This is a genomic window from Frigidibacter sp. ROC022 (genome assembly GCF_024723735.1).
GTDB lineage: Bacteria > Pseudomonadota > Alphaproteobacteria > Rhodobacterales > Rhodobacteraceae > SLM-1.
The window spans coordinates 1-24,389 of record NZ_JANQDU010000012.1 but is presented as its reverse complement, the minus strand read 5'-3'; the positions used below and the strand labels follow the sequence as shown (position 1 = coordinate 24,389).

The window sequence follows — 24,389 nt, the reverse complement described above, 5'->3', positions numbered from 1 at the left end:
TGTAGCCTCCGGTCAGCACGTCGTCGCCGGCGCCGCCGTCGAGCACGTCGGACCCGTTCTCGCCGAGCAGGAAATCGTCGCCGTCGCCGCCGTAGAGGATGTCGTCATGGCCGCCGCCGCGCAGGTCGTCATTGCCGGCGCCGCCGTAGAGCGTGTCGTCCTCCCGGTTGCCGCGCAGCCGGTCGTCGCCTTCGCCGCCATAGAGCGTGTCGTCGCCCCGGCCGCCGTAGAGATAGTCGGCGCCGTCCTCGCCCCAGAGCTGGTCGGTGCCGCCGAGCCCGAGCAGGCTGTCGTTGCCGTCCCCGCCGTAGAGGCTGTCGTTGCCGTCGTCGGTGCGCAGGTCGTCGTCGCCGGCGCCGCCGTAGAGCGTGTCGTTGCCGCCCTTGCCGCGCAGCACGTCATCGCCGGCGCCGCCCTTCAGCATGTTGTCCCCGGCGGTGCCGCCGAGCCGGTCGTCATGGTCGGAGCCTTCGAGATTCTCGATGCTGTCGAACCAGTCGGCGCCCTGGCCGCCGCCGACATCGCGGCCGCTCCATTTCAGATAGGCCGACACCGCCGCCCCGGCATCGCAATAGCTGGCGGTGTCGATCCCGGCGCCGCCATACAGCAGATCGTCGCCCCCCGCCCCGATCAGGATGTCGTCCCCGTCCAGACCGTTCAGCGTATCGTCCCCCGCGGTGCCGTTCAGCGTGTTGGCGCCGTCGTCGCCGTTGGTGATGCTGCCGCCGCCCAGCAGGGTGGCGGTGTCGATGGTGCCGTCGAGGAAGCTGAAATATTCGAAGCCGCGGAACAGGTCGGTGCCGAGCGCCGAGGTGATCTGGATCTGGCCGTTGTTCAGTTCGGTTACGGTGATCGAATCGCGCTGCACCGCCAGCACCGCCGTATCGGTGCCGTCGCCGCCCTCGAGCGTGTCGTTGCCGGCGCCGCCGGCGATCATGTTGTCGCTGGCGTTGCCGATGATCTCGTCATTGCCCGAGCCGCCGATCGCGTTCTCGATCACGGTGTCGCGGGCGATGACCATGTTGCCGACATAGCCGGCGACATTGCTGACCGCCTCGGACCGCAGGTCGAGATATTGCGCCTGGGTGACGCTGGACAGGTCGATCGTGTCGATCCCGCCGGTGTCGAGCACCGTCAGCGCCGGCGGCGCCAGGAAGCTGCCCGAGGTGGCGATGACGGATGTATCGGGGCTGTCGCCGTCGAAGTAATAGCCGAAGACCTCGCCCAGGGTGCCGCCGACATTGGAATTCGCGCCCCAGACGGTGTTGCCGTCATAGACCGCGTCCGGGGTGCCGTAGAGATCCCACATGGCGGCGATGTCGGCGATCATCGGGGTGACGGGATAGGCCTTGTCCCCGTCGATGTAGCCGTTCTCGTCGATGCCGAAATAGGACATCACGGTGAGCTGGGTGCTGTCGTTCAGGAAATGGTTGTCGGTGCCATAGGTGGCGGCGCCGTCGTAGTTCCCGGAATGGGCCAGGCCCAGGGCATGGCCGATCTCGTGCAGATAGGTCAGGTAGCTGTAGCTGTTGACCGTGGTGCCGTAGCTCGAGAGCCAGCCGGTGCTGATGGTGACGGTGGCCTGGTTGATGACGCCATTGGCCGGATTGTAGCTCGTCGGCCCGCCGAAGGCGTAGTTGCCGCTGCCGATGCGGCTGTCGTAATCGTCGAAGACGATGTCCGCGCCCGAGCTGGACGAGGTCTGGAAGGTGATCCCGGTATAGGTCGACCAGGCCTCGAGCGCCCAGAGCGCCAGATTCTGCCCCGCCGCGTTCAGCGCCGAGATGTTGACCGTCATCGTGTCGCCGGTCTGTTCGTCATGCGCGACCGGCGAGGTGATGCCCCAGCCGTATTCGGAAATCTGGGTGACGGCCTCGTCCAGGGTGAACACATTGGTCGCGGCCTGCAGGTAGTAGTTGCCGGTCTGGCTGCTGTAGCCGCCGACATCCAGGTAATAGGTCCCCGAGGTCGTGGCGGTGAACTCGATCAGGGAAAACGGGTTGCCGGCGTTGCTGTTGACGTCGTCGTTGAAGGCGAGCTGGTCGCCGTTGCTGTCGCGCAGCGCCAGGGTGGTGTCCGAAACCGCCGCGCTGCTGCCGCCGGTGCCCCAGACCTGGAACACATAGCTTTGCCCGGCTTCCAGGCTGACCCGGACCCAGTCCTGGTCCGCCGCACTGGAGATCGTGCCGGCAAACCGGTCGTCGATGGCCAGGTCATAGATGGTGCCGGTGCCGGCCGCGGCATCGCTGCCTTCGCTGCCCGAAGGGGCGGTGAAGCCGGGCAGGGTGCCGAGACTGCTTTCGGCGATGGGCCCGGCATCGGTGAAGGTGGTGCTGCTGGGCTTGTACATTCGGTCGTCCTGTTCGTCGGAATCGGGGTTGTGTCGGGAGACGATCTAGAGAGGAGAAAAATGACCTTCGCATGGCGCTTGCAGGGAAAGCCGTGGGCAGGGGCCGGACTCCGATGCCCCCGCCGGCCGGGCGGGGGGCCGGGCGCAGGGAGGTGTCCCGGGCCTTGCCGGAAAGGGGGTGGTGGGGCCGCTCAGCGCCCCGGCGCGGACAGAAGCGCGTCGAAATACGCGATGGTATGTTCCAGCCCTTCGCGCAGGGGCACCTTCGGGCGCCAGCCCAGAAGCTTCTCGGCCTGGCCGATATCCGGGCAGCGCTGTCTGGGGTCGTCATCGGGCAGCGGCTGGAACACCAGGCTGGACGACGATCCGGTGAGTTCCACGATCGTTTCGGCCAGTTCCAGCATCGAGAATTCGCCCGGATTGCCCATGTTGACCGGCCCCGTCACATCGTCGCCGGTCGCCATCAACGCCATGATGACGTCGATCAGGTCATCCACATAGCAAAACGACCGGGTCTGCTCTCCGTTGCCGAAGATCGTGATCGGATCGCCCCTGAGCGCCTGCACGATGAAATTGGACACCACGCGGCCGTCGTCCGGATGCATGCGCGGGCCGTAGGTGTTGAATATCCGCCCGACCTTGATGCGCAGATCGTGCTGGCGGCGATAGTCGAAGAACAGCGTTTCCGCGCAGCGCTTGCCCTCGTCATAGCATGACCGGATGCCGATCGGGTTGACGTTGCCCCAATAGGTCTCGGTCTGCGGATGCACGGAAGGGTCGCCATAGACTTCGGAGGTGGAGGCCTGGAATATCTTGGCGTTGACCCGCTTGGCCAGCCCCAACATGTTGATCGCCCCATGCACCGAGGTCTTGGTCGTCTGGACCGGGTCATGCTGATAATGGATCGGGCTGGCCGGGCAGGCGAGATTGTAGATCTCGTCCACCTCGACATAGAGCGGGAAGGTCACGTCGTGGCGCATCAGTTCGAAACGGCCGTGATCGAGCAGATGGGCGACATTGCCCCGCCGGCCGGTGAAGTAATTGTCGACGCACAGCACCTCATTGCCGGCCTCGACAAGGCGGTCGCACAGGTGACTGCCGAGGAATCCCGCGCCCCCCGTGACCATGACGCGTTTCGCCACCGAATCGAACGAAGCCCTGTCCGTCACGCCACCACTTTCCTGCGAAGCAGCCAGACCATCGCGGGAATGGACTAACTATTTGTTATAAATAATATTTCTGATCCGAAACTATATGGCGCTGCGGGTTCCGTCAAGTTCAGGCAGGGACCGGGCCGCCCCGCGATCCGGATTGGAATGTGTCCCGGCGACACAGCATCGGCGGATAAGCCATATTATGTCACCCGGACGGCGAAAACGCCGGCCCCGGTCCCGGCAGAAGACCGCCGTCGGGCTCCGGCGGCCGGGCCCTTTCGGACCGGCCCCCGAAGCCCTATAGGTGCCGGCTGATGGAAAACGGCAGGATTTGTCCGATGGCCTCTGGCGCCTATCCCCTCTTCATCCTGACCATGCCCGACGATACGGCGCGCCGTGCCCCTCTGGTGGACTGGCTGGAGGCGCGGGGGATCGGGCACGAGCTGTTCTTCGGCGTCGACGGCCGCGGCGGCCTGGCGCCGGAATGGGAGGCCAGCATCGACCGGGCGGCGGCCCGGCGGCGCATGGGGCGGAACATGGGCGATGCCGAGTTCGCCTGCGCCCTGTCGCATCAGGAAATCCTTCGCGCCGTGGTGGAGCGTGGCCTGCCCGGGGCGGTTGTCCTGGAAGACGACGCCCGCCCGACCGAGGCCCTGGCGACCTTCCTGAAGGAGCGGACCTATCTTCGGGCCCCGATGATCCTGCTGGACCATTCCAACACATGGGTCATTCGCGGCAGCGCGGAGTCCTATGGCGCCGGGCTGACCGCCCATCGCGTCGCCCTGTCGCCGTTCCGCGCCACCGGCTACAGCGTTTCGGCGCGGGCCGCGGCGGAGATCCGGGCATTGTCGCTGCCGATCTCCTTCATTCCCGACTGGCCCTGCGACATCCGCGAGGTCGGTGCCGTCGCGCTGATGCCGCGCCCGGTCGGCCATCCCGAACCCTTGCCGGGCCAGTCCCATCTCGAACCCCAGAGGCAGGATGTCCAGCATCGGCGCGGGCGGTTCCTGCAGCCGGCCTACTGGCGCCGCTGGTGGCGCAAGCGGCTGGCGCGGCGCCTGCCCGACGGACCATGAGGATGGTGCCGTGACCGAGTCGCCCCGGCCCGAGGTCCACAGCCTCTACTGGGCCAATGTCGACCCCCGCCTGCTGGCCGCGCAGCGGGCGGTCTTCGAGCATCTGGGGATTCCGCTGCAACAGCATCTGCGGGACCGGATGCCGCATGGCGTCTGGATGGACGAGATTCTGGCCCAGGAGCCGGAGGGCATCGTGGTCTTCTGCGACATCGACGCGGTGCCGCTGCGGGCCGGGCCGTTCGACCGCCTGGTGGCCCGGGCCCGGGCGGGCCGCATCGCCGGCCTGGCGCAGAGTTGCAACCACCTCGGCAATCCGCGGCATATCTATGCCGCGCCGATGTTCCTGGCGCTCGACCGCGGCATCTGGCGCCGCCTCGGCAGCCCCTCGATGGCGGCCGATTCCGAACATGACGCCGGGCAGCGGCTCTGCATCGCCGCCGAGGCCCGAGGGGTGCCGGTCGAGACCGTCCTGCCCAGCTCCTGCCTGATCACGATCTGGCCGCTGGCCGACAAGCGGCTCTACGGGATCGGCACCTTCTATGGAGAGAATGACTTCTTCCATCTCTATCAGTCACGCAAGCGCCGCTTTCTTCAGGCCTTCCTGCAGGTCTGCGAGGATGTCTGCGCCGACCGGCCGCCGGACATGGCCCGCTACCTGCTGACCGTCCGGCCGAAATCCCGGCTGCCGAAACCGCTGCGGAAGTATTTCGTCATTTCCTGACCAGCCCGTTCGGTGTCCAGGACCGGCCGCTGCGCCGGGCCTCGATGATCCGGGCCCGGTTCTCGCGCAGCTTCGCGGCATCGACATAGCTCCGGGCGTGATCGAGATGGACCAGCGGCGCGCTGAAGCGCAGATGCCTCCCCCGGACGCCGGAATTGGCCAGGCGGACACCGAATTCCTTGTCCTCGCCGCCGTATTTCATCGCCTCGTCAAAGCCGTTCACCGCGACGATGGCGCTGCGGAAGGCCGAGGCATTCGACCCGCTCCAGGTCCGCCGCACCGGCGAGCTCCGCTCCAGCAGCGTCGCCAGCGGCCGCGGCAGGGCGCCGCTCTTCAGCCAGCTGGTCAGCCGGTCGAAGGCCCCCTGCGCCCGCAGCCAGCCCCGGTCGAAGACGCGCCCCGAGGTGACATCCTCCTCGGTCACCGCCGCCGTGGCCGCGGCATTCAGCCGGATCAGGCTGCCGCAGGCATAGCGCCGGGGATCCGCCAGCTCGGCATGGCGGGCGACAAAGCCGGGATGCATCAGGCAGTCGCCATCGGTGAAGATCATCAGATCGGCCTGCGACGAGGCCACCGCCTTGTTCAGGATGGCATTCTTCTCGAACCCCCTGTCGGGGTGCCAGACATGGCGCGGGGCCAGGTCGGGATGCGCGGCGGCAAAGTCCCGGATCACCGCCGCGGTCTCGGGCCCCGAACCGTCATCGGCAATGCAGATACTGTCCGGGCGGCGGCGCTGGCCCGGCACCGACAGCAGCGTCAGCCGCAGGCTGCGCGGGGCGTTATAGGTCGAGATCACCAGTTCGATTCGCATCCTGCTTCCCTGCCTTGCCCCGTCGCCCCCCGTCGCGCCCGCCGGGGCGCCCGGACGACGGGCCAGCCCCCGGGTCGCACAGGTCCGGTGGCACGGCAAGGCCCGTGGCCCGGTGCCGCAAGGCCGCCGGCAAGGGCAATCGCCCGGCGGTCCCGGGGCACCGTGCGCTGCATTTGCCGGCCGTCAAGGCCCGGCCCGGATAGTGCCGGGCAGTCCTTCCAACACGAGCTGTCCCGATGTCCGAGGTCTCGCCGATCCTCTCCCTGCCCTATCTGCAGCCGGCCCAGGCGCAGAAACATGTCACCCATAACGAGGCCCTGGCCCTGCTCGACCTGCTGGTCCAGCTGGTGGTCGAGGGGTTCGACGCGGCGACCCCGCCGGCCCTGCCCGCCGAGGGCGAGGTCTGGGCACTGGGCGCGGTGCCGACCGGGGCCTGGGCCGGGCAGGCCGGGCGGATCGCGGCCTTCAGCGGCGGCGCCTGGCGCTTTGTCACGCCGCGGATCGGCTGGCGGGCCTGGGGCCGGGCCGAGTCCGGGCTGCGGGTCTGGGATGGCAGTCTCTGGCGGGGGCTGGCCGATCTGCTCGGCTTCGAGAGCCTCGACGGGCTGGGCATCAACACCGCGGCCGACCCGGTGAACCGGCTGGCGGTGGCGGCGCCGGCGGTGCTGCTGACCCATGACGGCGCCGGGCATCAGCTGAAGATCAACAAGGCCAGCGCCGCCGATACCGCCTCGCTGCTGTTCCAGACCGGCTACTCGGGCCGGGCCGAGATGGGCATCGCCGGGAGCGACGCCTTCGCGATCAAGGTCTCCGCCGACGGCAGCGGCTGGCAGACCGCCCTGAGCTTCGCCGCCGGGTCGGGCCTGGCCTCGGGCAGCGCGGTGCAATCGGGCCCCGCCGACACGACCGCCGGCCGGCTGCTGACCCTCGGCGCCTTCGGGCTGGGCGCGACGCTGGTCAGTTCCGATCTCGACGACGCCACCACGCCGGGCTTTCATTCCTGCACCGCGGCGGCGGCCCATGCCCCGGTGGCGGCGGCCGGCACGCTGATCGTGCAGCGCCCGGCCGCGGGGGACGACCTGGTGACCCAGATATTCCAGGCCGGGGCCGCGGACGGCCGGCTCCATCGCCGCCATTCCACCGACGGCGGTGCCAGCTGGACCGGCTGGCGGCTGATCTACGACCAGGCCGGCATCCTCGGCCCGGTCGGCCAGGCCGGCGGGATCCCGACCGGCGCCCTGATCGAGCGCGGCAGCAACGGCAACGGCCGCTATGCCCGCTTTGCCGACGGCACCCAGATCTGCACCCATGAGCTGAGCCTCGACGCCCCGTCCAGCGCCAGCGGGGCGGTGTTCCGCGGCGCCACGGCGACGAGCTGGACCTTTCCCGAGAGCTTTGCCGCGGGCAGCACCCCGGCGCTGTCGGCAAGCGGGGGGCCGGGTCTGGATCTCTGGTTCTCGCTGGCCGCCGCCGGCGCCGCCGGGGCAACGGTCCGGGCGTTCCGGGCCAGCGCCTCGAGCACCGCGCCGGTGGTCTCGGTCTCGGCAATCGGCCGCTGGTTCTAGGCTGCCGCCACTGGCTTTCGGGCGCGAAACGCGTCATGTCGGACGGCAATCCGGAGGTGGAGATCGGAGGGCCGTGTTGATAAGACCCGGCCTGCGGGCCGAGTCCCCGGGCAGAACATCACGGTTGGCGGAAACGGGCGGAAACGGGTTCCTTGAAGGCAACGATCTATACGGCCTATCACCGGCCGGCGCCGCTATTGCAGAGCCCTTCGGTGCAGCCGATCCATGTCGGCCGGGCGCTTGCCGCCGCGCCGCTGGAGCGCATGCCGGGCGATGACACCGGCGACAACATCTCGGACCGCAACCCGGCCTATTGCGAGCTGACGGCGCTCTACTGGGCCTGGAAGAACGACCGCGAGAGCAGCCATCTGGGGCTGATGCATTACCGGCGGATGCTCGATTTCGACCAGAGCGCCCGGTTCGGACAGGCCGAGGTGCCGCTGGACCATTTCGACATCGCCGACTACCTGCGCCGGACCGAGGCCTGGCTGGCCGCGCATCCCGAGATCGACCTGGTGCTGCCGCAGGACCATGTCCTCGGCAGGACGATGGCCGACAACTATGCCAAGGCGCATCATGCCCGGGATTTCGACCTGGCCCGCAGCGTCATTGCCGGGCACTATCCGGACTGGCTGCCCGCCTTCGACCGGGCCGCCGGGGGCCGGCGGCTGCTGCTGGGCAACATGATGCTGATGCGGCGCGCCCTGTTCGAGCCCTATTGCGCCTGGCTGTTCGACATTCTCGACCGGGTGGCGGCGGCGCGCGGCGACGGCGCCCGGGACAACCCGACCCAGGCCCGCTATGCCGGTTTCCTCGCCGAACGGCTGATGACCGTCTATGTCGCGCATCTGCTGGAGACCCGGCCCGAGCTGCAGGTGCAGCGGGTGCATATCCTCAACCTGGCGCGGGCCACGGTGGTGCCCTATCTCGACGGCGGCCTGAACGGCCCCGAACATGTCAACATCGCCTTCTCCTCGGACCGCGCCTATGTGCCCCATGCGGCGGCGATGCTGGCATCGGTCATGGCCCATGCCGACCCGGCGCGGCATTATTCCTTCTTCTTCCTGCATTCGGGGGTCGATGCCCGGAGCTGCGACCTGTTGCGCTCGGTCGTGCTCGGGCCCGGCGCCGGGCCCGGCGGCGGCGCGGGGCCGAAGGTCGACTGGCATCAGATCAACGTCGGCCACCGGTTCTCGGGCAGCTACCGATCGGCCAGCCGGGCGCCGTCGAATGCCACCTACAACAGGTTCCTGCTGTTCGACCTGCTGCCGGGGCTGGACCGGCTGCTCTACATGGATGTCGACATGATCGCCCTGGGCGATGTCGCGGAAATCTTCGACAGCCCGCTGGGCGACTGCCAGATCGGCGCGGTCACCGACTGGATCATGACCCGGTCGCTGACCGGCAAGATCACCACGGTCGATCCCCAGGTGCCCGATCTCTACCAGTACCAGCGCGAGGTCCTGGGCCTGTCCGATGCCCAGATCGGGCGCTATTTCAATGCCGGGCTGCTGCTGCTCAACTTCGCCGCGATGGATTGCCGCAAGGTCGGGCGCGAGCTTCTGGAACTGGCCGGCAGCACCCGCTACCTGTTCCGCGACCAGGACATCCTGAACAGCTATTTCAAGGACAGCCTGATGGTCCTGCCCGGCCGCTACAACGTGATGAACACCGGCGAGGCCGGCTATGCCCGGGTACCGCAGGCCAATTACGCCCTGGCGATGGAGGCGCGCCGCGATCCGCTGGTGATTCATTACGCCGCCCGCGACTTCAAGCCCTGGCAGGGCAAGGCGGTGCTCTTTGCCGCCCCCTACTGGGAGGCGCTGATCCGGACCCCGTTCTATGCCGAGGTGCTGGCCGGGCTGGCCCCGCAGCGGGACCATGGCCCGCACCGGAAGACGGACTCGGGGCTCGTCGCCGCCGGCCGGACCCTGGCCGAGCGGGTTCCGGTGCTGAAGCCGGCGCTGCTGGGGATCTACCGGCAGTTGCAGAGGCTGGGCGGAGGCCGATGACGGCCGCCCGGCGCCTTCGGCGTCTGCTGCCCTATCTGAAGCGGTCCCTCGTCCTGCACCAGGGACGGCTCCGGCACAGGGTCTATATTGCGGCTTCGCCCTACAAGACCGGCACCACCTCGCTGGGCCGGGCGCTGATCGAGCTGGGGGCCGGCACCCGGGACATGGGCCATGCCCCGAGGCTGATCCGGCTCCATCAGCCGCTGATCACGCGGCTGAACCGGATGGTGGATCCCGAGATCGGGGCCAGGGATTTCCTGGCCCGGCATGGCGACGAGGTGCGGCGGGAGATGCGCCGGATGACCGCTGCCCTGGCCCGGTTCGACGTGTTCTCCGATGCGCCCTTCGGCCATACGATGATTCATCCCTTCCTGCGCAAGGCGGTGGCCCCGAAGGCCCGGTTCATCTGGCTGAACCGCGATTTCGACGCCTGGATCGACAGCGTCCGGAACTGGGAGCTGAGCCATCCCGGGACATATCCCGATCACCGGCTCTGGATCGAGGCGCCGGAACGGCAGATCCAGCTCAGGCGCAGGCTGTGGCAGCGCAGCCTGCGCGACTTCCAGCGGCTGGAAGAGGCCTTTCCCGAGGATTGCCTGAGGGTCTCGCTGACCAGCCTCACCGATTACCGGACGCTGGCCCGGTTCTGCGGCCTGCCGCCGCCGGAGGGGCCCTTCCCGCGGCTGAACACCCGCGACGACCGGGGCCGCGCCCCGTCCGGATCCGAGACCGGGGGCTGACCGGCCGTCAGGCGCCCCCTCCCGGCCGGCGCCAGAGCGAGACGCAGGGGATCTTGGACCTGTCGCAGCGGTCGGCATATTTGCGCGCGATCTGCTGCACCTCGTCCATCATCCCCTGGCTCAGCGTGATCGGCTCCAGCCCCATGCCGAGGAAGCGGTCGTTGGCGACATGCAGGTCGTTCTCGTCGGCCTCGTTGCGCGGGTTCTCGAGATAGGCGATCTCGGCCCCGGTCATCTCGGCGATCATCCCGGCCAGGTCGCGGACCCGGTGGGTCTCGGTCATCTGGTTGAGGATGTTCACCCGCTCGCCCTTCTGCGGCGGGTTCTCCAGCGCCAGCTCGATGCAGCGGCAGGTGTCCCGGATATGGATGAAGGCGCGGGTCTGGCCGCCGGTGCCATGCACCGTCATCGGATAGTTCACCGCCGCCTGCATCAGGAACCGGTTCAGCACCGTGCCGTAGTCGCCATCGTAGTCGAAGCGGTTGATCAGCCGCTCGTCCATCCGGGTCTCGGCGGTCTGCGTGCCCCAGACGATGCCCTGGTGCAGATCGGTGATCTTCACCCCGTCGTTCTTGTTGTAGAAATGGAAGAACAGCTGATCCTGGGTCTTGGTCATGTGGTAGATCGAGCCGGGATTGGCCGGATAGAGGATCTCCTGCTCGGTCGGCCCCTCGGCGGTATCGACCTTCACCTTCAGATAGCCCTCGGGGATCTTCATCCCGGCGGTGCCGTAGCCGTAGACGCCCATGGTGCCCAGATGCACCAGATGGATGTCGAGCCCCGATTCCACGATCGCCGCCAGCACGTCGTTGGTGGCGTTGAGGTTGTTGTTGACGGTGTAGCGCTTGTGGCTCGACGATTTCATCGAATAGGGCGCGGCGCGCTGTTCGGCGAAATGGATCACCGCATCGGGCTTCTCGTCCTGCAGCAGCGTCAGCAGGCGGTGGTAATGTTCGCCCACCGTGAAGTTGTGGAACCCGATCTCTTTCCCGGTCAGCTCCTTCCAGACCCGCAGCCGCTCGCCGATCGGGCGGATCGGGGTCAGGCTCTCGACCTCGAGTTCGAGATCGATCTCGCGGCGCGAGAGGTTGTCGACGATGATCACCTCATGGCCGCGGTTCGACAGGTAGAGTGCGTTCGGCCAGCCGCAGAAGCCGTCGCCGCCCAGGATGATGACTTTCATGAGATTCCGCTCTCGCTTCCGATAAATTTCTGCCCGCCCGTGTATTCCTGAATCCGGGGGGCAAGGCAAAACGAAAACCGCCGGGCGCCCGGTTTCGGCACCGCGGCGCGGGGGGCGGTCATCGCGGCGCCCGCCGGGGCCTCACAGCCAGCGCCGGATCCCGCGGTAGACCCGGCGCAGCGCCGCATAGAGCACCGGCGCGCCGCGGGTCGCCCGCACCACCCGGCGGGCCAGCGGCAGATGCCAGGGATCGGGCTTCGCGGGTTTCCGCCGCGCCGGGCGGGGCAGGACCCGGCGGCCGCGGGCCCCGCCGCCCCGAACCCAGGCGTAATCGGTGATCCGCAGACTCTGTTCCGGGGGCCGGACCGGCGCCGGGGGGGCCGGAACCGGGATCCGGGTCGGCGGCAGATGCCATGACCCGATCTTCGTGCCCTGCCCCGGGGTGATCGCGATCCAGTGTCCGGCGCCGGCCGTCACCGGGTCCTGCAGCCAGAGATGATCGGCGATCCGCCGGATCTGCATCGGGACCCGGTCCAGCGAGAGATTGCTGCCCAGCGGGCGCAGGTCGAGCGTGATCCCGCTGTCGTCCTTCTCGAAGAAATAGCCCAGCGGCAGCGGCAGCGCGAAGCGCCCGTCCTCGCCGGGCTCGGACAGCGCGGCGAAGCGGCCGTTGAGATAGAGCGCCACCGGCCAGGCCGCGCCATCGACCCGGCAGCTGCCCCGCGCGGTGCCGTCGCGGATCCCGTCCAGCTGCCCGGCGATCCGTCGCGCCACCGGCTCATGGCCGGATTCAGACCCTGCATTGGCCTTCGGGCCGGGGTCCGCCGCCGCTTCGGGGGTCAGGGCAAAGACCGGCACCCGGGCGATCTCCGGCCCCAGCAGGGCGGTGAAACAGCTGCGCGGCTGCGTCCCGAAGCCGGTGTCGGGCAGCGATTCGTCGGCCACCACATGGAAGTGCAGATCCTCCAGCAGGCCCGGGCGGGCCTGTGGCAGCCGGCCCCAGTCCACCGGCAGCCGGTGGACCGCCGCCTGCAGGGCCGTCTCGTCGACCGCCAGCCGGCCCGCCGCCACCCGGTGCCGGAATCCGAAACGCTCGCCGACGAAACAGACCAGGCTCAGATGCGGGTCGGCATGACGGGCCAGGACCTCTTCGCCGACATGCAGGCACAGCCCCCCGGGGTCGAGATCGAGCAGGCGGATGTCGCGCCGCGCCAGCCGCAGGAAGCCGGGCCGGTCGACCGCGCGGCGGGTCGCGATCCCGTTCGAGAAGAAGGCCGCCATCCTGTGGTTGTTGACCAGCGGCCAGACGGTGCCGATCCAGCGGATCGTCATCTGGTTGCCGTCGCGCAGCGGCGGGTCGGGCCGCGGCTTCGGAAAGCACCGGCGCAGCGCCTGGGCCGCCGCGGGCCCGGCGTCGCGGGACGCCTCGATGCAGAAGTCGCGGAAATCCCCGCTGGCCCGCATCACCCCCAGCTCGACCAGGTCGGTGGAGCGGCGGTAGCGCCAGGACTGCGGGGACAGGAAGCAGGTGTCGCCCGACATGTTGGCCGCGTAATGCGCGTAATCGGCGGCCTGCCGCCGGTCGCCGCGCCGGTGCTCGTAGGCGGCCAGATCGGTGAAGAAGTCGAAGAACTTGAAATGCAGCAGCGCCCCGGTCATGTCCGACAGCGGCAGATGCATGTGCGAATGGGTCGAGAAGATATAGGAAAAACCCTTGTGCCAGCGCACCAGCGGCACCTTCTTCATCATCGGCCCCTGCCGCTTGCCGCCCTTCTCGAGAAAGGACCGGCCGCGCGGCCCGCCGAAGACGTTGAGAAACGGCGGATTGCCGCCGGGCCGCAGCACATAGCTGTCGGTCTCGAAATGGTTGCAGACCTCGAGAAAGGGCTGCCCCGGCGCATAGAGCGTGTCGCGCAGCGGCCGGTCGGAATACATGTCGAGAAAGACGCAGAACAGCCCGGCCACGCCTTCCAGGTCGAGATAGCGGCACAGCGTCGGCAGCCCGGTCTGCTCGACCGCCGGGAACACCAGCAGCTCGTCGACATCGACCGTCAGGCACCAGTGGCCGGTGCCGTAATGGTCGCAGAGCTCCTGCAGCCAGAGCCGCCCGGCGGAACTGCCGCGATAGCTCATGCCGGTGTGGAAGCAATGCACGTCGGGCTGGGCCCGGAGATAGTCCCCCGACCCGTCGACCGAGGCATTGTCGACAATGAAGAAATGCCGGACCCCGAGACCGCGGTAATAGTCGAGGAAATGCGGCAGCCGGATCGCCTCGTTCTTCAGACAGGCGAAGACCAGCACTTCCCCGGGGTCGAGGGCGATCTCGGGCTTGTCGAAATAGGTGCTGGGCGCCCCGGCCGGCAGATCAGAAGTGCAGTCCAAATTTACCTCCGACCGGGGGTCGGGCTCAATGTCCGGCGGTTTCGGCCCGCCTGCGAAACCTTGATCAGGGCTTGATGTCCATCAGCGCCGCTTGGGCATAGCGTTCTGGGGTCACCCGCAGACCGCCGGGGCGTTTCTTCCAAACCGTCTCTACCTCGTCTCGACTTAGCACAAAACCAGCGCCTTCAGGCGCCCGGATCAACGTTCCGCGATCCATCGTCCAGTTCCTGATCACATCCGGCACGGCGCTGATCGCCGCCGCCTCGTCGATCCCGATCTCGATCATCCGCTTAACCAAGTTGACAACCACCTGATTGCGGGCCCTCTCGGCCTGCGCGGCGCCGCCGTCGGTCGGCTTGCGGGCGACATGGATGCAGAACCAGTTCTCGCGCCAGCCGCCGAGATCGTCCACAGCGAATTCCGCGCCGCCGTCGCGAGCCACCGGATTGACCTCCGAACCGCGGTTGTCGCGGCGCCGGTTGCGACCATAAAACTCCGAATAGACCTCTTCCAGACCAGGCAGGATAGCACGGAACCCGGCCGGGGTCAGGCGCCAGTAGTCCTCGGGCGCCTTGTGATAGAAATAGCTGAACGGCGCAGCATTGAAGCACAGGCCGCCCGGCTTGAGGATTCGTTCGATTTCGCGCCCCGCCAGCCAAGGCTGGCGGACATGTTCAAAAACGCTGATCGAGAACACGGCATCGTAGCGCTCGGAGGGGATATGCGGACAATTGGTAATGTCGGCGACTTTGACGGCAGGATCGTCGGGAACGGGAAACAGCGATAGGAACTCGAAATCGTAACGCGGCAATTCTGCACGAAAGCTGTTCTTGGGACCGCCGATCTCGGCCACCAGCCCCCGCGGGTGACCGTTCGCCATCATCTGCAGCTTGAACAGCTTGCGGATGTAATGCTTCATACCGAGCCTGGCACGTTCCTCGGAAATGAGCTTCTTCAGTGCGGCGTTCATGCTGCCCTTTTAACCTGATCGACAAGATCGCCAGCTTCTAGCACGCTCCCGATCAAGTTCAATGCAGCTTTCGGTCCGGCCCGGTTCCGCGCCGAAGGCCGCCGTCCGCGTCACGTTGAATTCCGCTGCCCGGCACCCTACGAGAGGGGGCGCCTGCGTGAGCGAACGGAAAGCCAAGCGATGAAGAACTCTTCCACCCTCGTCCTGGTCGGCGGTTTCGGGTTTGTCGGCCGCAACATCCTCGACGCGCTGGCGGCCGAGCCCGCCTTTGCAGGGCTGGCGCCGGTGGTGATCGACGATCTCAGCAATGCCTGCCCGGGACATGAGGCGCTGGACCTTCCGGCCTGGCGCGGCGGCTATCAGGACCAGGGCGCGCTGGCCTTTCTCGACCGGGTCGACCCGGCGCCGGACGGGCGCATCTTCGTGTTTCTCGCCGGCGAGACCCGGGTGGCGGATTCGAAGGACCGGCCGCTCGACTTCATCGAGGCCAATGTCACCGACCCGGCCCGCTTCGTGATGAACGCGCTGCGGCCCGGCGACCGGTTCATCCTGATCTCGACCGCCGGCGCCCTGTTCGACGGCAGCTTCGAGATCAGCGTCGACAGCCCCTATTGTCCGAAGAACTTCTACGGCGCGACCAAGGCCGCCGAGGAGATGATCCTGGGCAAGCTGGTCGAGCTGCGCGGCGGCCATTTCTCGGTGATCCGGATGACCAATGTCTACGGCCGCCATTCGGACCGGAAGAAGAGCGCCATCCATGCCTTCACCCGGGCCGCCCGGGACGGCGCCGAGGTCACCGTCAACGGCGACGGCGGCCAGTCGCGCGACTTCATCTATGCCGGGGATGTCGGGCGCGGCATCGCCACCCTGGCGGCGCGGCTGCAGGCCGGGGAACCGACCCCGCCGGTCAGCATGCTCGGCTCGGGCCGCTCCGCCACCCTGATGGAGGTGATCGCCGCGATCGAGGCCGCCTCGGGCCGGCCGCTGGCCTATCGGAAGGAGCCGGCCCGGGCGCTGCTGGCCACCGAGCCGCGCGACGTGATCGCCAATGCCGCCGAGGTGCGCGAGCTGCTGGGAGAGGACGTGACCCCGCTTGCCGAGGGCATCCGCCGGACCTGGGCCTATTACGCGGATCGCGGCTGAGATGGCCGGGCCGGGCACCACCGCGGATCCGGGCGGGATTCTGGTCGCCGGCGCCGGCCTGTCCGGCGCGGTCATCGCCCGCTGCCTTGCCGAGGCCGGGCTGCGGGTGCAGGTGGTGGAGGCGCGCGACCATGTCGCCGGCAACTGCCATACCGAGCGCGACCCCGAGACCGGGGTCATGGTGCATCGCTACGGGCCGCATATCTTTCACACCGAGAAGGCGCCGGTCTGGGATTTCGTCAACCGCTTCGCCCGGTTCATGCCCTATCGGCACCGGGTCCGCACCACGGTCGGCGGCGAGGTCTATGCGCTGCCGGTCAACCTGGGCACGATCAACCAGTTCTTCCGCCGCGCGATGCGCCCCGACGAGGCCCGGGCCTTCGTCGCCGGGCTGACCGAGACCGGCGACGGGCCGCCGCGGAACTTCGAGGAACAGGCCCTGGCGATGATCGGCGCCGATCTCTACCGGGCCTTCTTCAAATCCTATACCGAAAAGCAGTGGGGCACCCCGCCGGCCCTGCTGCCGGCGGCGATCCTGAAACGGCTGCCGCTGCGCTTTTCCTATGACGACAGCTATTTCAGCCACCGTTTCCAGGGCATTCCGGAGCAGGGCTACACCGCCATGGTGACGGCGATGCTGGACCATCCCGGCATCACCCTGCAGCTCGGCCGGGCGCTGCGCCGCGAGGACACGGCCGGGGCCGAGCAGGTGTTCTGGTCCGGGCCGCTGGACGGCTGGTTCGGGCACCGGCTGGGGCGGCTCGGCTACCGGACCCTGGATTTCGAGCATTTCACCGCCACCGGCGACTGGCAGGGCTGCCCGGTGATGAACTACGGCGACCCCGAGGTGCCCTGGACCCGGATCACCGAGCACAAGCATTTCGCCCCCTGGGAGGAGCACGCCGCGACCTTCTGCTCGCGCGAGACATCGCGGGCCTGCGGCCCCGACGACATCCCCTATTACCCGATCCGGCTGGTCCGGGAAAAAGCCCTGCTGGCCGATTACCTGGCGCTGGCCGGCGCCGAGCGCGGCGTCACCTTCGTCGGGCGGCTCGGCAGCTATCGCTATCTCGACATGGATCAATGCATCGAGGAGGCGATGGAAGTGGCGCGGCGCTATCTCGAGGCGCGGCGCCAGGGCCGGCCGCTTCCGGCCTTCGTCCATTCCCCGGTCTGAGCCGGAATCAGGGTCTGTGCAGGGAGTCTAGGGCGTCTGGCGGGCCAGCCGGGCGCCGATCCAGCCCAGGAAGGCGCGGTCCGGGGCGGTCAGGCGCGGATGGCCGGTCTCGGCCCACCAGGCGCGCCATTCGCTTTCCAGCGCATGCACGTCCCAGCCCGGAGCCAGGGCCCGGGCCCGCTCCAGCACCTCGGGGTCGAAGCGCGGCCCCGCCGCGGCCCGGGCGCCGCCGTTCCGGGTCACCCGGATCAGGTCGCCGGGCTCTTCCGACAGCCGGTAGTCGGGCAGATGCGCATCGGCGATGATCCGGCGCAGCGCCGCCCGGAACACCCGCAGCGGCGCGGTCGAGCCGGATTTCTGGTGCAGCGTGGCGACCGAGGCGCGCCATTCCGGCTGCCGGCCGCAATGCTTGCGCGCCAGTTCGTAGAGCCGCCGCTCCAGCGGCTTGCGAAGCCGGAAATAGTCGCGGCTCAGGGTCAGCACCGATTTCGCCAGCACCGCGCGAAACAGCCAGTCGCTGAGCGTGACGCTGACCGAGATCATCCGCCCGCCCCGGCTGCGGCGCTGAATCTCCCAGGACTCGATCAGGCCGAAGCCGCTGGTGGTCTCGACCCCGCCGGTGCTGATGTTGGTGGTGATCCGGGTTCCGGCCAGCCGCTCGAAGGCCTCGCGCAGCCGGGCATAGCTGTCGCCCGAAGTGTCGCGGTTGGTGGCCACCAGCAGGTCATGCGCCTTGATCCCCAGCCGCTGCGCCACCGGGCGCCCGGCGTTCAGCGCCGCCATCAGCTGGCTGGTGGCATAGATCAGGATGTCCTTGTCATGGATCGTCGCCCGGCCCCGCACCGAGGGCGCGACCTCCACCGTGGTGCCGCCGCGCCGGTAGCGGGTGACCCGCAGGTCGGGCCGTGTCGAGAGCGAGAACAGCGGATGTTCCATCGAGCCGAGATCGCCCTTGGGGCTGGCGTCGAACAGGTCGCAGATGAAGAAATCGGCGGTCGGATGCCGGTCCGGCGAAAGACCGCCCTGCCCTGCCCCCTGCCCGGTTCCCGGCCCTGCCATGCGCCCTGCCCTGCCCCTTGTCCGCCGTCGCCCGACCCCCGTTATCGGGGTTTCAGTGACACCCTAAAGTTATCCACAGACCCCGTCCATCCCGGCGCCGCCGCGCAGCGGCGGTTCGGAGTCGCCTGGCCGTGGTATCGGAATCGCCCGAACGTGGTATCGGAATCGGCCCCTGCCCGGCGCCGCCCCGCAACCCCCTGTCCTGCAAGGCTTCAATGCCGGTCGCGCAGGACCGTAACGTTTCATATAACATCCATTAACGGGAGTTTCGGTCCCGGATCCGGCCCGCCGCGCGCCGATCGCCCCCTCCGGCCTGTCGGAACGCCCCGAATCGGCCTAGAAAAGGAAGGGCTTTTCCGGCAATGTGCCGGTTCTTCTTCCATGTGCGCAGTTTTTCGGTATCTTGGCCAAAACAGCGCACATGAGGCAGCGGATGGCAGAAACGCTCCCCCCCTATTTCAACATCGATCCGGACCAGGCCCTGAGCCATCTGGGCGGCCCGGCCGACACCAAGGGCTTTGCCGAGATCGCCCGGGCCTGTTCCCGGGGCCGGGCCGATCTGGCCAGCCGCGGGCTGGAGGCGAACGGCGGCCGGCAGCTGCGGCTGTTCTCGACCTGGGAGATCACCCGCTATCTGATCCCGGTCGCGCAGGCGCATTTCCGCCGGGTGCTGAAGGCCAATCCGGACCTGCCGCAGGGCCGGTCGGAGGGCCGGGGCAGCGCCAAGTGGTTCAGCCTCGACGAGGTGCTGCGGCTGCGGGCCCATTTCGGCCAGCAGGGATCCAGGGCCAAGAACTACCTGCCCTACCGGCCCGCGGGGCTGCCGGCGAAGATCCTCGCGGTGGCGAATTTCAAGGGCGGGGTCGGCAAGACCTCGACGGCCGCGCATCTGGCGATGTCGGCGGCGCTGGACGGCTATCGGGTGCTGGTGGTGGATCTCGACAGCCAGGGCTCGATGACCTCGATCTTCGGCGGCAGGGTGGCCGACGAATGGGGCACCGTGTTCCCGCTGCTGGCCCGGCATCACGCCGAATATCTGCGGGGCGAGAACCAGCGCCGTCTCGACCGGGGGGAAACGCCGCTGCCGCTGGACGACACCCTGGCCGAGGCGCTGAAGATCCGCGCCCCCGACCTGGTGCAGAAGACCCATTGGCCGAACATCGACCTGATCGGCGCCCAGCTGAACCTCTACTGGGCCGAGTTCCAGGTGCCGGTCTGGCGGATGCAGGGCCGCGGCTGGAAGCTCTGGGACGCGCTGTCGGAGGTGCTGGCGGCCGACGGCATCCTCGACGCCTATGACCTGGTGCTGCTCGATACCCCGCCGGCATTGGGCTATCTGACCATCAACGGGCTGGCGGCGGCGGATATCCTGCTGGTGCCGATGGGGGCCTCGTTCCTGGAATTCGATTCGACCGGCCGCTTCTTCGACATGCTCGCGACCACCTTCGGGTCGATCGAGGAGGCCGAGAACCTGGCCGCCCGGGCCCTGGGCCGGGGAGAGCTGGCGTTTCAGTGGGATGCCGTGCGGGCGCTGGTGACCCGCTACGACAGCACCCAGCAGGCCGAGCTCGCGATGCTGATCCAGACCTATCTGGGGCCGACGCTGTCGCCGCACCGGCAGGATTTCACCGCCCTGATCGGCCAGGCCTCGGAACAGGTCCAGGGGATCTACGAAGCCGATTACCGCGATTTCAACCGCGAGACCTATGCCCGCGGCCGCGAGACCTTCGACACCACCTATGCGGCGGTCAAGCAGCTGCTGATCGGGGCCTGGCGCCGGGACGAGCTGGCGGCGCGGGCGGCGGCCGAATGACGGGGCCTGCCGCCTCCGCGACCGGCGCCACCGCCCGGGGCGGTGGCGGGTTGTTAACCGGGACCGCCAAGGGTGCCCGCAGCCAGGAAAGGACCGCGCCATGGCCAAACGCAAGCGCCTGACCCCCGCCAACCCCGCCTATCTGCCCTCGGCAGAGGCCGGGGAGACCCTGCCCGAGGGGCTCGAGACCAAGTCCCTGCCCCCCTATCGCGACGGCTGGTCCGGCGAGGGGCCGCAGGCCGGGGCGGCGCCGATCGCCCGGATCGCCGGCGATACCGCCGCCAGCGCCGCGCTGGCCGATCTGGCCGACCGGGTCGCGCGCGACCGCGCCGCCGGGCGGCTGGTGCTGGAACTGCCGCGCGAGGTGATCGCCACCGGCTATCTGGTCCGCGACCGCAGCCATATCGACGCCGCCGAGATGCAGGCGCTGAAGGACAGCCTGCGGGCCCGGGGCCAGCAGACCCCGATCGAGGTCGCCGAACTGCAGCCGGGCCGCTACGGGCTGATCTCGGGCTGGCGCCGGATGCAGGCGCTGGCGGCGCTGCGGGCCGAGACCGGCGATGCCCGGTTCGACACGGTGCTGGCGCTGCTGCGCCGTCCGGCAGAGGCCGCCGAGGCCTATCAGGCGATGGTCGAGGAAAACGAGGTCCGGGTCGGGCTGAGCTATTACGAACGCGCCCGGATCGTCGCGCGGGCGGCGGACCAGGGGGTCTTCCCTTCGGAAAAAGAGGCTCTGAAAAGGCTTTTTGCGACCGCTTCGGCGCCGCGCCGCTCGAAGATCGGCGCCTTTCTCGGCATCGTCCGGGCGCTGGACGGGCATCTGCGCTTTCCCGAGGCGCTGAGCGAGCGGCAGGGGCTGCAGCTGGCGCATGGGCTGGCGGATCGCCCGGCCCTGGCCGGGCGGCTGGCGCTGGCCCTGACCGCGGCGCAGCCGAAGACTGCCGAGGCCGAGATCGCGCTGATCCAGCGCTTCCTGGCGGCCCCCGATGCCGGGACCGATCCCGGGCCGGAAACGCCCGGTCCGGAAACGGCGGTGCGCCGGATCGCCGAGAGCCGGGCCGGGGCCGCGCGCCCCCCTGCCCCGCCCCGGTCGAAACCGGCCGCGGCGGCCCCGGTCGAGCCGCTGCCCGGGCTGCGGGTGCAGTCCCGGTCCGACGGCGGCCTGCTGCTCAGCGGCGCTGCGCTGACGCCGGATCTGGTGCAGCGGCTGCTGGACTGGCTGGCGGCGCAGGGGGCGGGGCATGAGTAGATTTTACCAGATGGTCAAAAATTTCGCATGCGAAACCCCGCCCGGCGCCGGTGGCTGACTCCCGGCCCGGGCTGGTGGCGCTGGTGGTCACCTGCAACCGCCTGGCGCAGCTGCAGGTGACGCTGGCCCGGCTGCTGGCGGCGCCGGCGGCCGATCTGGCGGCGGTGCTGGTGGTCGACAATGCCTCGCAGGACGGCAGCGGGGCCTGGCTGGCGGCGCAGGCCGATCCCCGGCTGCAGGTCCTGACGCTGCCGGAGAACCGGGGCGGGGCAGGGGGGTTCGAGGCCGGGTTGCGCCATGTCCGCCGGACTCTCGACCCGGACTGGGTGCTGCTGATGGATGACGATGCCCGGCCCGAACCGGGGGCGCTGGCGGCCTTCCGGGCCCGGCCCCGGAGCGGCTGCGAGGCCTGGCTGGCCGCGGTCCGCCATCCCGACGGGCGGATCTGCGAGATGAACCGGCCCTGGGTCAATCCGTTCTGGGCGCCGGCCGTGCTCTGGCGCAGCCTGCGGGCCGGGCGGGCCGGTTTCCATCTGCCCGATGCCGCCTATGCCGCCGCGGCGCCGCGGCCGGTCGACGGGGGCTCCTTCGTCGGCCTGTTTCTCAGCCGGCAGGGCCAGGCGCTGGCCGGGCTGCCGGACGGGCGGCTGTTCCTCTATGGCGACGACGTTCTCTACACGCTGCGGCTGCGGGCGGCGGGCGGGCGGATCGCCTTCGACCCCGGCCTGCGGTTCGAGCATGACAGCGCGACCTTTGGACAGGGCGCCGCGCTGCGGCCCCTGTGGAAGGCCTATTACTATCACCGCAACCAGATCCTGGTCTATCGGCAGGCCGCCGGCGGGCTGCTGATCTGGCCGGTCCTGCTGTGGAAATACCTGGCCTGGCGGCGCGGCGCGCGGGCCTATGGCGCCGAGCGGGCGGCCTTCCTCCGGCTTCTGAACCGGGCGGTGGCCGATGCCGTCCGGCGCCGCTATCGCGGCCCGCCCGGGACCGGCTGAGCGCCCGCCGGATCGCTCCAGTTTGATAGAAAGCCGCTGCAAGAGCCACAGTTTGGCCCGGTTCGGGCCGGCCTGTCGCACCCTGCCGATGCGATGTCCCGGGCTCGGGATCATGGGGCAGGGTGCATATGTCGGGATTGGTGTTTCGGGGTCAGCTGTCTCTCGGGGGCGGCAACACGCCGGTGATGGCCGGGACGCTGGGCCTCCGGGAGCTGAACGGGGCGCTGCGGGTGGTGGCGATCGACGATGGCGCCGGGCGGGTGCGGCTGTTCGATCCCTCGGAAGACGGGCTGGCCCGGGTCGCGGACACGCCGTCGCTGAACGGCCGCCTGGCCCTGGATGACGGTGCCGGCAGCCTGTCGCAGCAGGTGCTGGCGCTGGCCTCCGGGGGCGCCGCTCTCGGCGATGCCGGCAGCCTGACCACATCCCTGGCCGCCGGCGCCGGCCATGGCAGCGCCGGGGCGCTGGTGAGCGGCCGGTTCGGCGGTGTCGAGACATTCTATGTCGCGCAGCCGGCGGCGGCCGGCTTCGGGGTCTATGCCGGGACGGACAGCGCCGGCCTGCACTGCCTCGCCCGGTCCGGCGACAGCGCCACGACCTATGCGCAGGGCATCTCGGCGCTGGCCCTCGTCTCGGTCGGAGACAGCGATTTCCTCTTTGCAGGCTCTGTTCTGGAACATGGGCTCAGCGGCTGGCGGCTGGATGCGGCCGGCCTGCCGGGGGCGGTCGTCGACAGTTTCGGCCGCGCCGAAAGCCTGCCGGTCCAGGCCGTGACCGCGCTGGACAGCGCCGAGCTCGGCGGCCGGAGCTATCTCGTCGCGGCGGCCTCGGGATCCTCCAGCCTGACCGTGCTGCAGGTCGCGGCGGATGGCCGGCTGACCGCCACCGATCACCTGGTCGACGGGCGCGAGACCCGCTTCGCCGGCGTGTCGGCGCTGGAGGTGGTCGAGACCGGGGGGCAGGTGCTGGTGCTGGCGGCCGGCGTGGATGCGGGGCTGAGCCTGTTCTCGCTGGCCCCGGACGGCCGGCTGATCCACCGCGACACCGTCGCGGGAACCGGGACCATGGGGCTGGACCGGATCACCGCCCTGACCGCGGCGGTGGTCGGCGAGCGGGTCGAGATCTTCCTGGCCAGCGCGGGCGATGGCGGCATCACCCAGCTGAGCCTCGACCTGGACGCGCTGCCGCCGCCCGACACCGGGCTGCAGGGCGGCGCCGGGGCCGATCTGCTGCTGGACGGGCAGGGGGCCGAGACCCTGCACGGCGGCGCCGGGGCCGACACCTTCGTGCTGGCGGCCGATGGCCGGCGCGACGTGATCGACGATTTCGAACCGGGGATCGACCGGCTCGACCTGACCGACTGGCGGATGTTCTACAGCCTGGACCAGGCCAGCGTGACGCTTCTGGAGGGCGGCGGGCTGCGGCTCGGCTTCGGTGCCGAGGTGCTGGATCTCTACCGCGCCGGGGGGGCCGCCCTTGCGCTGACCGACCTGCCGCGGATCGATGTCCTGGCGCTGAGCCGCTTCGATGTCGCGCGGGAGCCCCTGCAGAGCGCCCCGCCCAGGCTGGTCCGCGGCACCGCGGGGGACGATACGCTGAACGGTCTGGACGGGGACGACATCCTGATCGGGGCGGGGGGCGACGACCTGCTGTACGGCGGCGCCGGGATCGACACCGCCAGCTATTGCGATGCCGGTTCGGCGGTGTCGGCCTATCTGAAATGGAGCGGCCGCGATGTCGGCGGCGGCCAGGGCGCCGACTGGTTCGACAGCATCGAGAACCTCGAAGGCTCCGACCATGACGACCGGCTCGGCGGCACCGCCGGGGACAACATGCTGAAGGGCGGCGCCGGCGATGACGTGCTGCGCGGCAAGGGCGGCAACGACACGCTCTACGGCGGCGACGGCGACGATTTCCTGCTCGGCGAGAACGGGTCCGACGTGCTCGACGGCGGCGCCGGCAACGACGTGCTGACCGGCGGCCTCG

General features: G+C 69.4%; 18 protein-coding genes. 11 read left to right on the top strand and 7 right to left on the bottom strand.

The window, feature by feature from the left end:
- Both NUW50_RS21235 and NUW50_RS21230 read right to left on the bottom strand, forming a co-directional pair.
- A partial coding sequence (locus NUW50_RS21235) for a M10 family metallopeptidase (RefSeq protein ID WP_258291192.1) occupies positions 1–2,350 on the bottom strand: 2,350 nt, incomplete at its 3' end.
- A gap of 191 nt (positions 2,351–2,541) precedes the next feature.
- Positions 2,542–3,477 (bottom strand): UDP-glucuronic acid decarboxylase family protein, encoded by a 936-nt coding sequence (locus NUW50_RS21230; RefSeq protein WP_258291193.1) that lies wholly within the window; start codon positions 3,475–3,477, stop codon positions 2,542–2,544.
- 365 nt (positions 3,478–3,842) lie between these two features.
- Between NUW50_RS21230 and NUW50_RS21225 the strand changes: the two genes are divergently transcribed.
- Positions 3,843–4,580, top strand: coding sequence for a glycosyltransferase family 25 protein (locus tag NUW50_RS21225; protein WP_258291191.1), 738 nt, complete (start codon positions 3,843–3,845; stop codon positions 4,578–4,580).
- Positions 4,581–4,590: 10 nt separating this feature from the next.
- On the top strand, positions 4,591–5,301 hold the full coding sequence (locus tag NUW50_RS21220) for a hypothetical protein (protein WP_258291190.1): 711 nt from the start codon (positions 4,591–4,593) through the stop codon (positions 5,299–5,301).
- Here the strand turns inward: NUW50_RS21220 and NUW50_RS21215 are convergent.
- Positions 5,291–6,112 carry a glycosyltransferase gene (locus NUW50_RS21215; protein WP_258291189.1) on the bottom strand — a complete coding sequence of 274 codons (822 nt, stop codon included), beginning with the start codon at positions 6,110–6,112 and terminating at the stop codon, positions 5,291–5,293. The two genes, NUW50_RS21220 and NUW50_RS21215, sit on opposite strands and share 11 nt — an antisense overlap.
- Before the next feature lie 236 nt (positions 6,113–6,348).
- On the opposite strand from NUW50_RS21215, the gene NUW50_RS21210 reads away from it, so the two are divergent.
- The 3 genes from NUW50_RS21210 (at position 6,349) to NUW50_RS21200 (ending at position 10,429) form a co-directional block, all read left to right on the top strand.
- Positions 6,349–7,677: a DUF2793 domain-containing protein gene (locus NUW50_RS21210; protein ID WP_258291188.1), complete on the top strand. Its 1,329-nt coding sequence runs from the start codon at positions 6,349–6,351 to the stop codon at positions 7,675–7,677.
- Between the two features lie 152 nt (positions 7,678–7,829).
- A complete protein-coding gene (locus tag NUW50_RS21205) occupies positions 7,830–9,689 on the top strand; it encodes a DUF4422 domain-containing protein (protein ID WP_258291187.1) in 1,860 nt (619 codons plus the stop codon).
- A complete protein-coding gene (locus tag NUW50_RS21200; protein WP_258291186.1) occupies positions 9,686–10,429 on the top strand; it encodes a sulfotransferase in 744 nt (247 codons plus the stop codon). Before NUW50_RS21205 ends, NUW50_RS21200 begins: the two co-directional genes overlap by 4 nt.
- A gap of 7 nt (positions 10,430–10,436) precedes the next feature.
- On the opposite strand, the gene NUW50_RS21195 is transcribed toward NUW50_RS21200, so the two are convergent.
- From NUW50_RS21195 to NUW50_RS21185, 3 genes are all read right to left on the bottom strand, one after another.
- The gene (locus NUW50_RS21195; protein WP_258291185.1) at positions 10,437–11,612 is read right to left on the bottom strand and encodes an NAD-dependent epimerase/dehydratase family protein; all 1,176 of its coding nucleotides are present in this window, start codon (positions 11,610–11,612) and stop codon (positions 10,437–10,439) included.
- Between the two features lie 141 nt (positions 11,613–11,753).
- Entirely contained in the window at positions 11,754–13,994 is a 2,241-nt protein-coding gene (locus tag NUW50_RS21190; protein ID WP_258291184.1) for a glycosyltransferase family 2 protein, read from the bottom strand.
- Positions 13,995–14,058: 64 nt separating this feature from the next.
- Positions 14,059–14,964: a class I SAM-dependent methyltransferase gene (locus tag NUW50_RS21185; RefSeq protein ID WP_258291183.1), complete on the bottom strand. Its 906-nt coding sequence runs from the start codon at positions 14,962–14,964 to the stop codon at positions 14,059–14,061.
- Positions 14,965–15,144: 180 nt separating this feature from the next.
- On the opposite strand from NUW50_RS21185, the gene NUW50_RS21180 reads away from it, so the two are divergent.
- Positions 15,145–16,107 (top strand): NAD-dependent epimerase/dehydratase family protein, encoded by a 963-nt coding sequence (locus NUW50_RS21180; RefSeq protein ID WP_258291182.1) that lies wholly within the window; start codon positions 15,145–15,147, stop codon positions 16,105–16,107.
- 1 nt (position 16,108) lies between these two features.
- Complete coding sequence (locus tag NUW50_RS21175; RefSeq protein WP_258291181.1) at positions 16,109–17,284, top strand: UDP-galactopyranose/dTDP-fucopyranose mutase family protein; 1,176 nt, start codon at positions 16,109–16,111, stop codon at positions 17,282–17,284.
- A gap of 27 nt (positions 17,285–17,311) precedes the next feature.
- Here NUW50_RS21175 and NUW50_RS21170 read toward each other — a convergent pair whose 3' ends face one another.
- Positions 17,312–18,343: a replication initiator protein A gene (locus NUW50_RS21170; RefSeq protein WP_258291180.1), complete on the bottom strand. Its 1,032-nt coding sequence runs from the start codon at positions 18,341–18,343 to the stop codon at positions 17,312–17,314.
- A gap of 433 nt (positions 18,344–18,776) precedes the next feature.
- Between NUW50_RS21170 and NUW50_RS21165 the strand changes: the two genes are divergently transcribed.
- The 4 genes from NUW50_RS21165 to NUW50_RS21145 all read left to right on the top strand — a co-directional run.
- On the top strand, positions 18,777–20,156 hold the full coding sequence (locus NUW50_RS21165; RefSeq protein ID WP_258291179.1) for an AAA family ATPase: 1,380 nt from the start codon (positions 18,777–18,779) through the stop codon (positions 20,154–20,156).
- Positions 20,157–20,256: 100 nt separating this feature from the next.
- Positions 20,257–21,405 (top strand): ParB/RepB/Spo0J family partition protein, encoded by a 1,149-nt coding sequence (locus NUW50_RS21160; RefSeq protein ID WP_258291178.1) that lies wholly within the window; start codon positions 20,257–20,259, stop codon positions 21,403–21,405.
- 50 nt (positions 21,406–21,455) lie between these two features.
- Complete coding sequence (locus NUW50_RS21150; protein WP_338001375.1) at positions 21,456–22,403, top strand: glycosyltransferase; 948 nt, start codon at positions 21,456–21,458, stop codon at positions 22,401–22,403.
- 128 nt (positions 22,404–22,531) lie between these two features.
- The coding region (locus tag NUW50_RS21145; RefSeq protein ID WP_258291177.1) for a calcium-binding protein at positions 22,532–24,389 on the top strand (1,858 nt) is incomplete at its 3' end.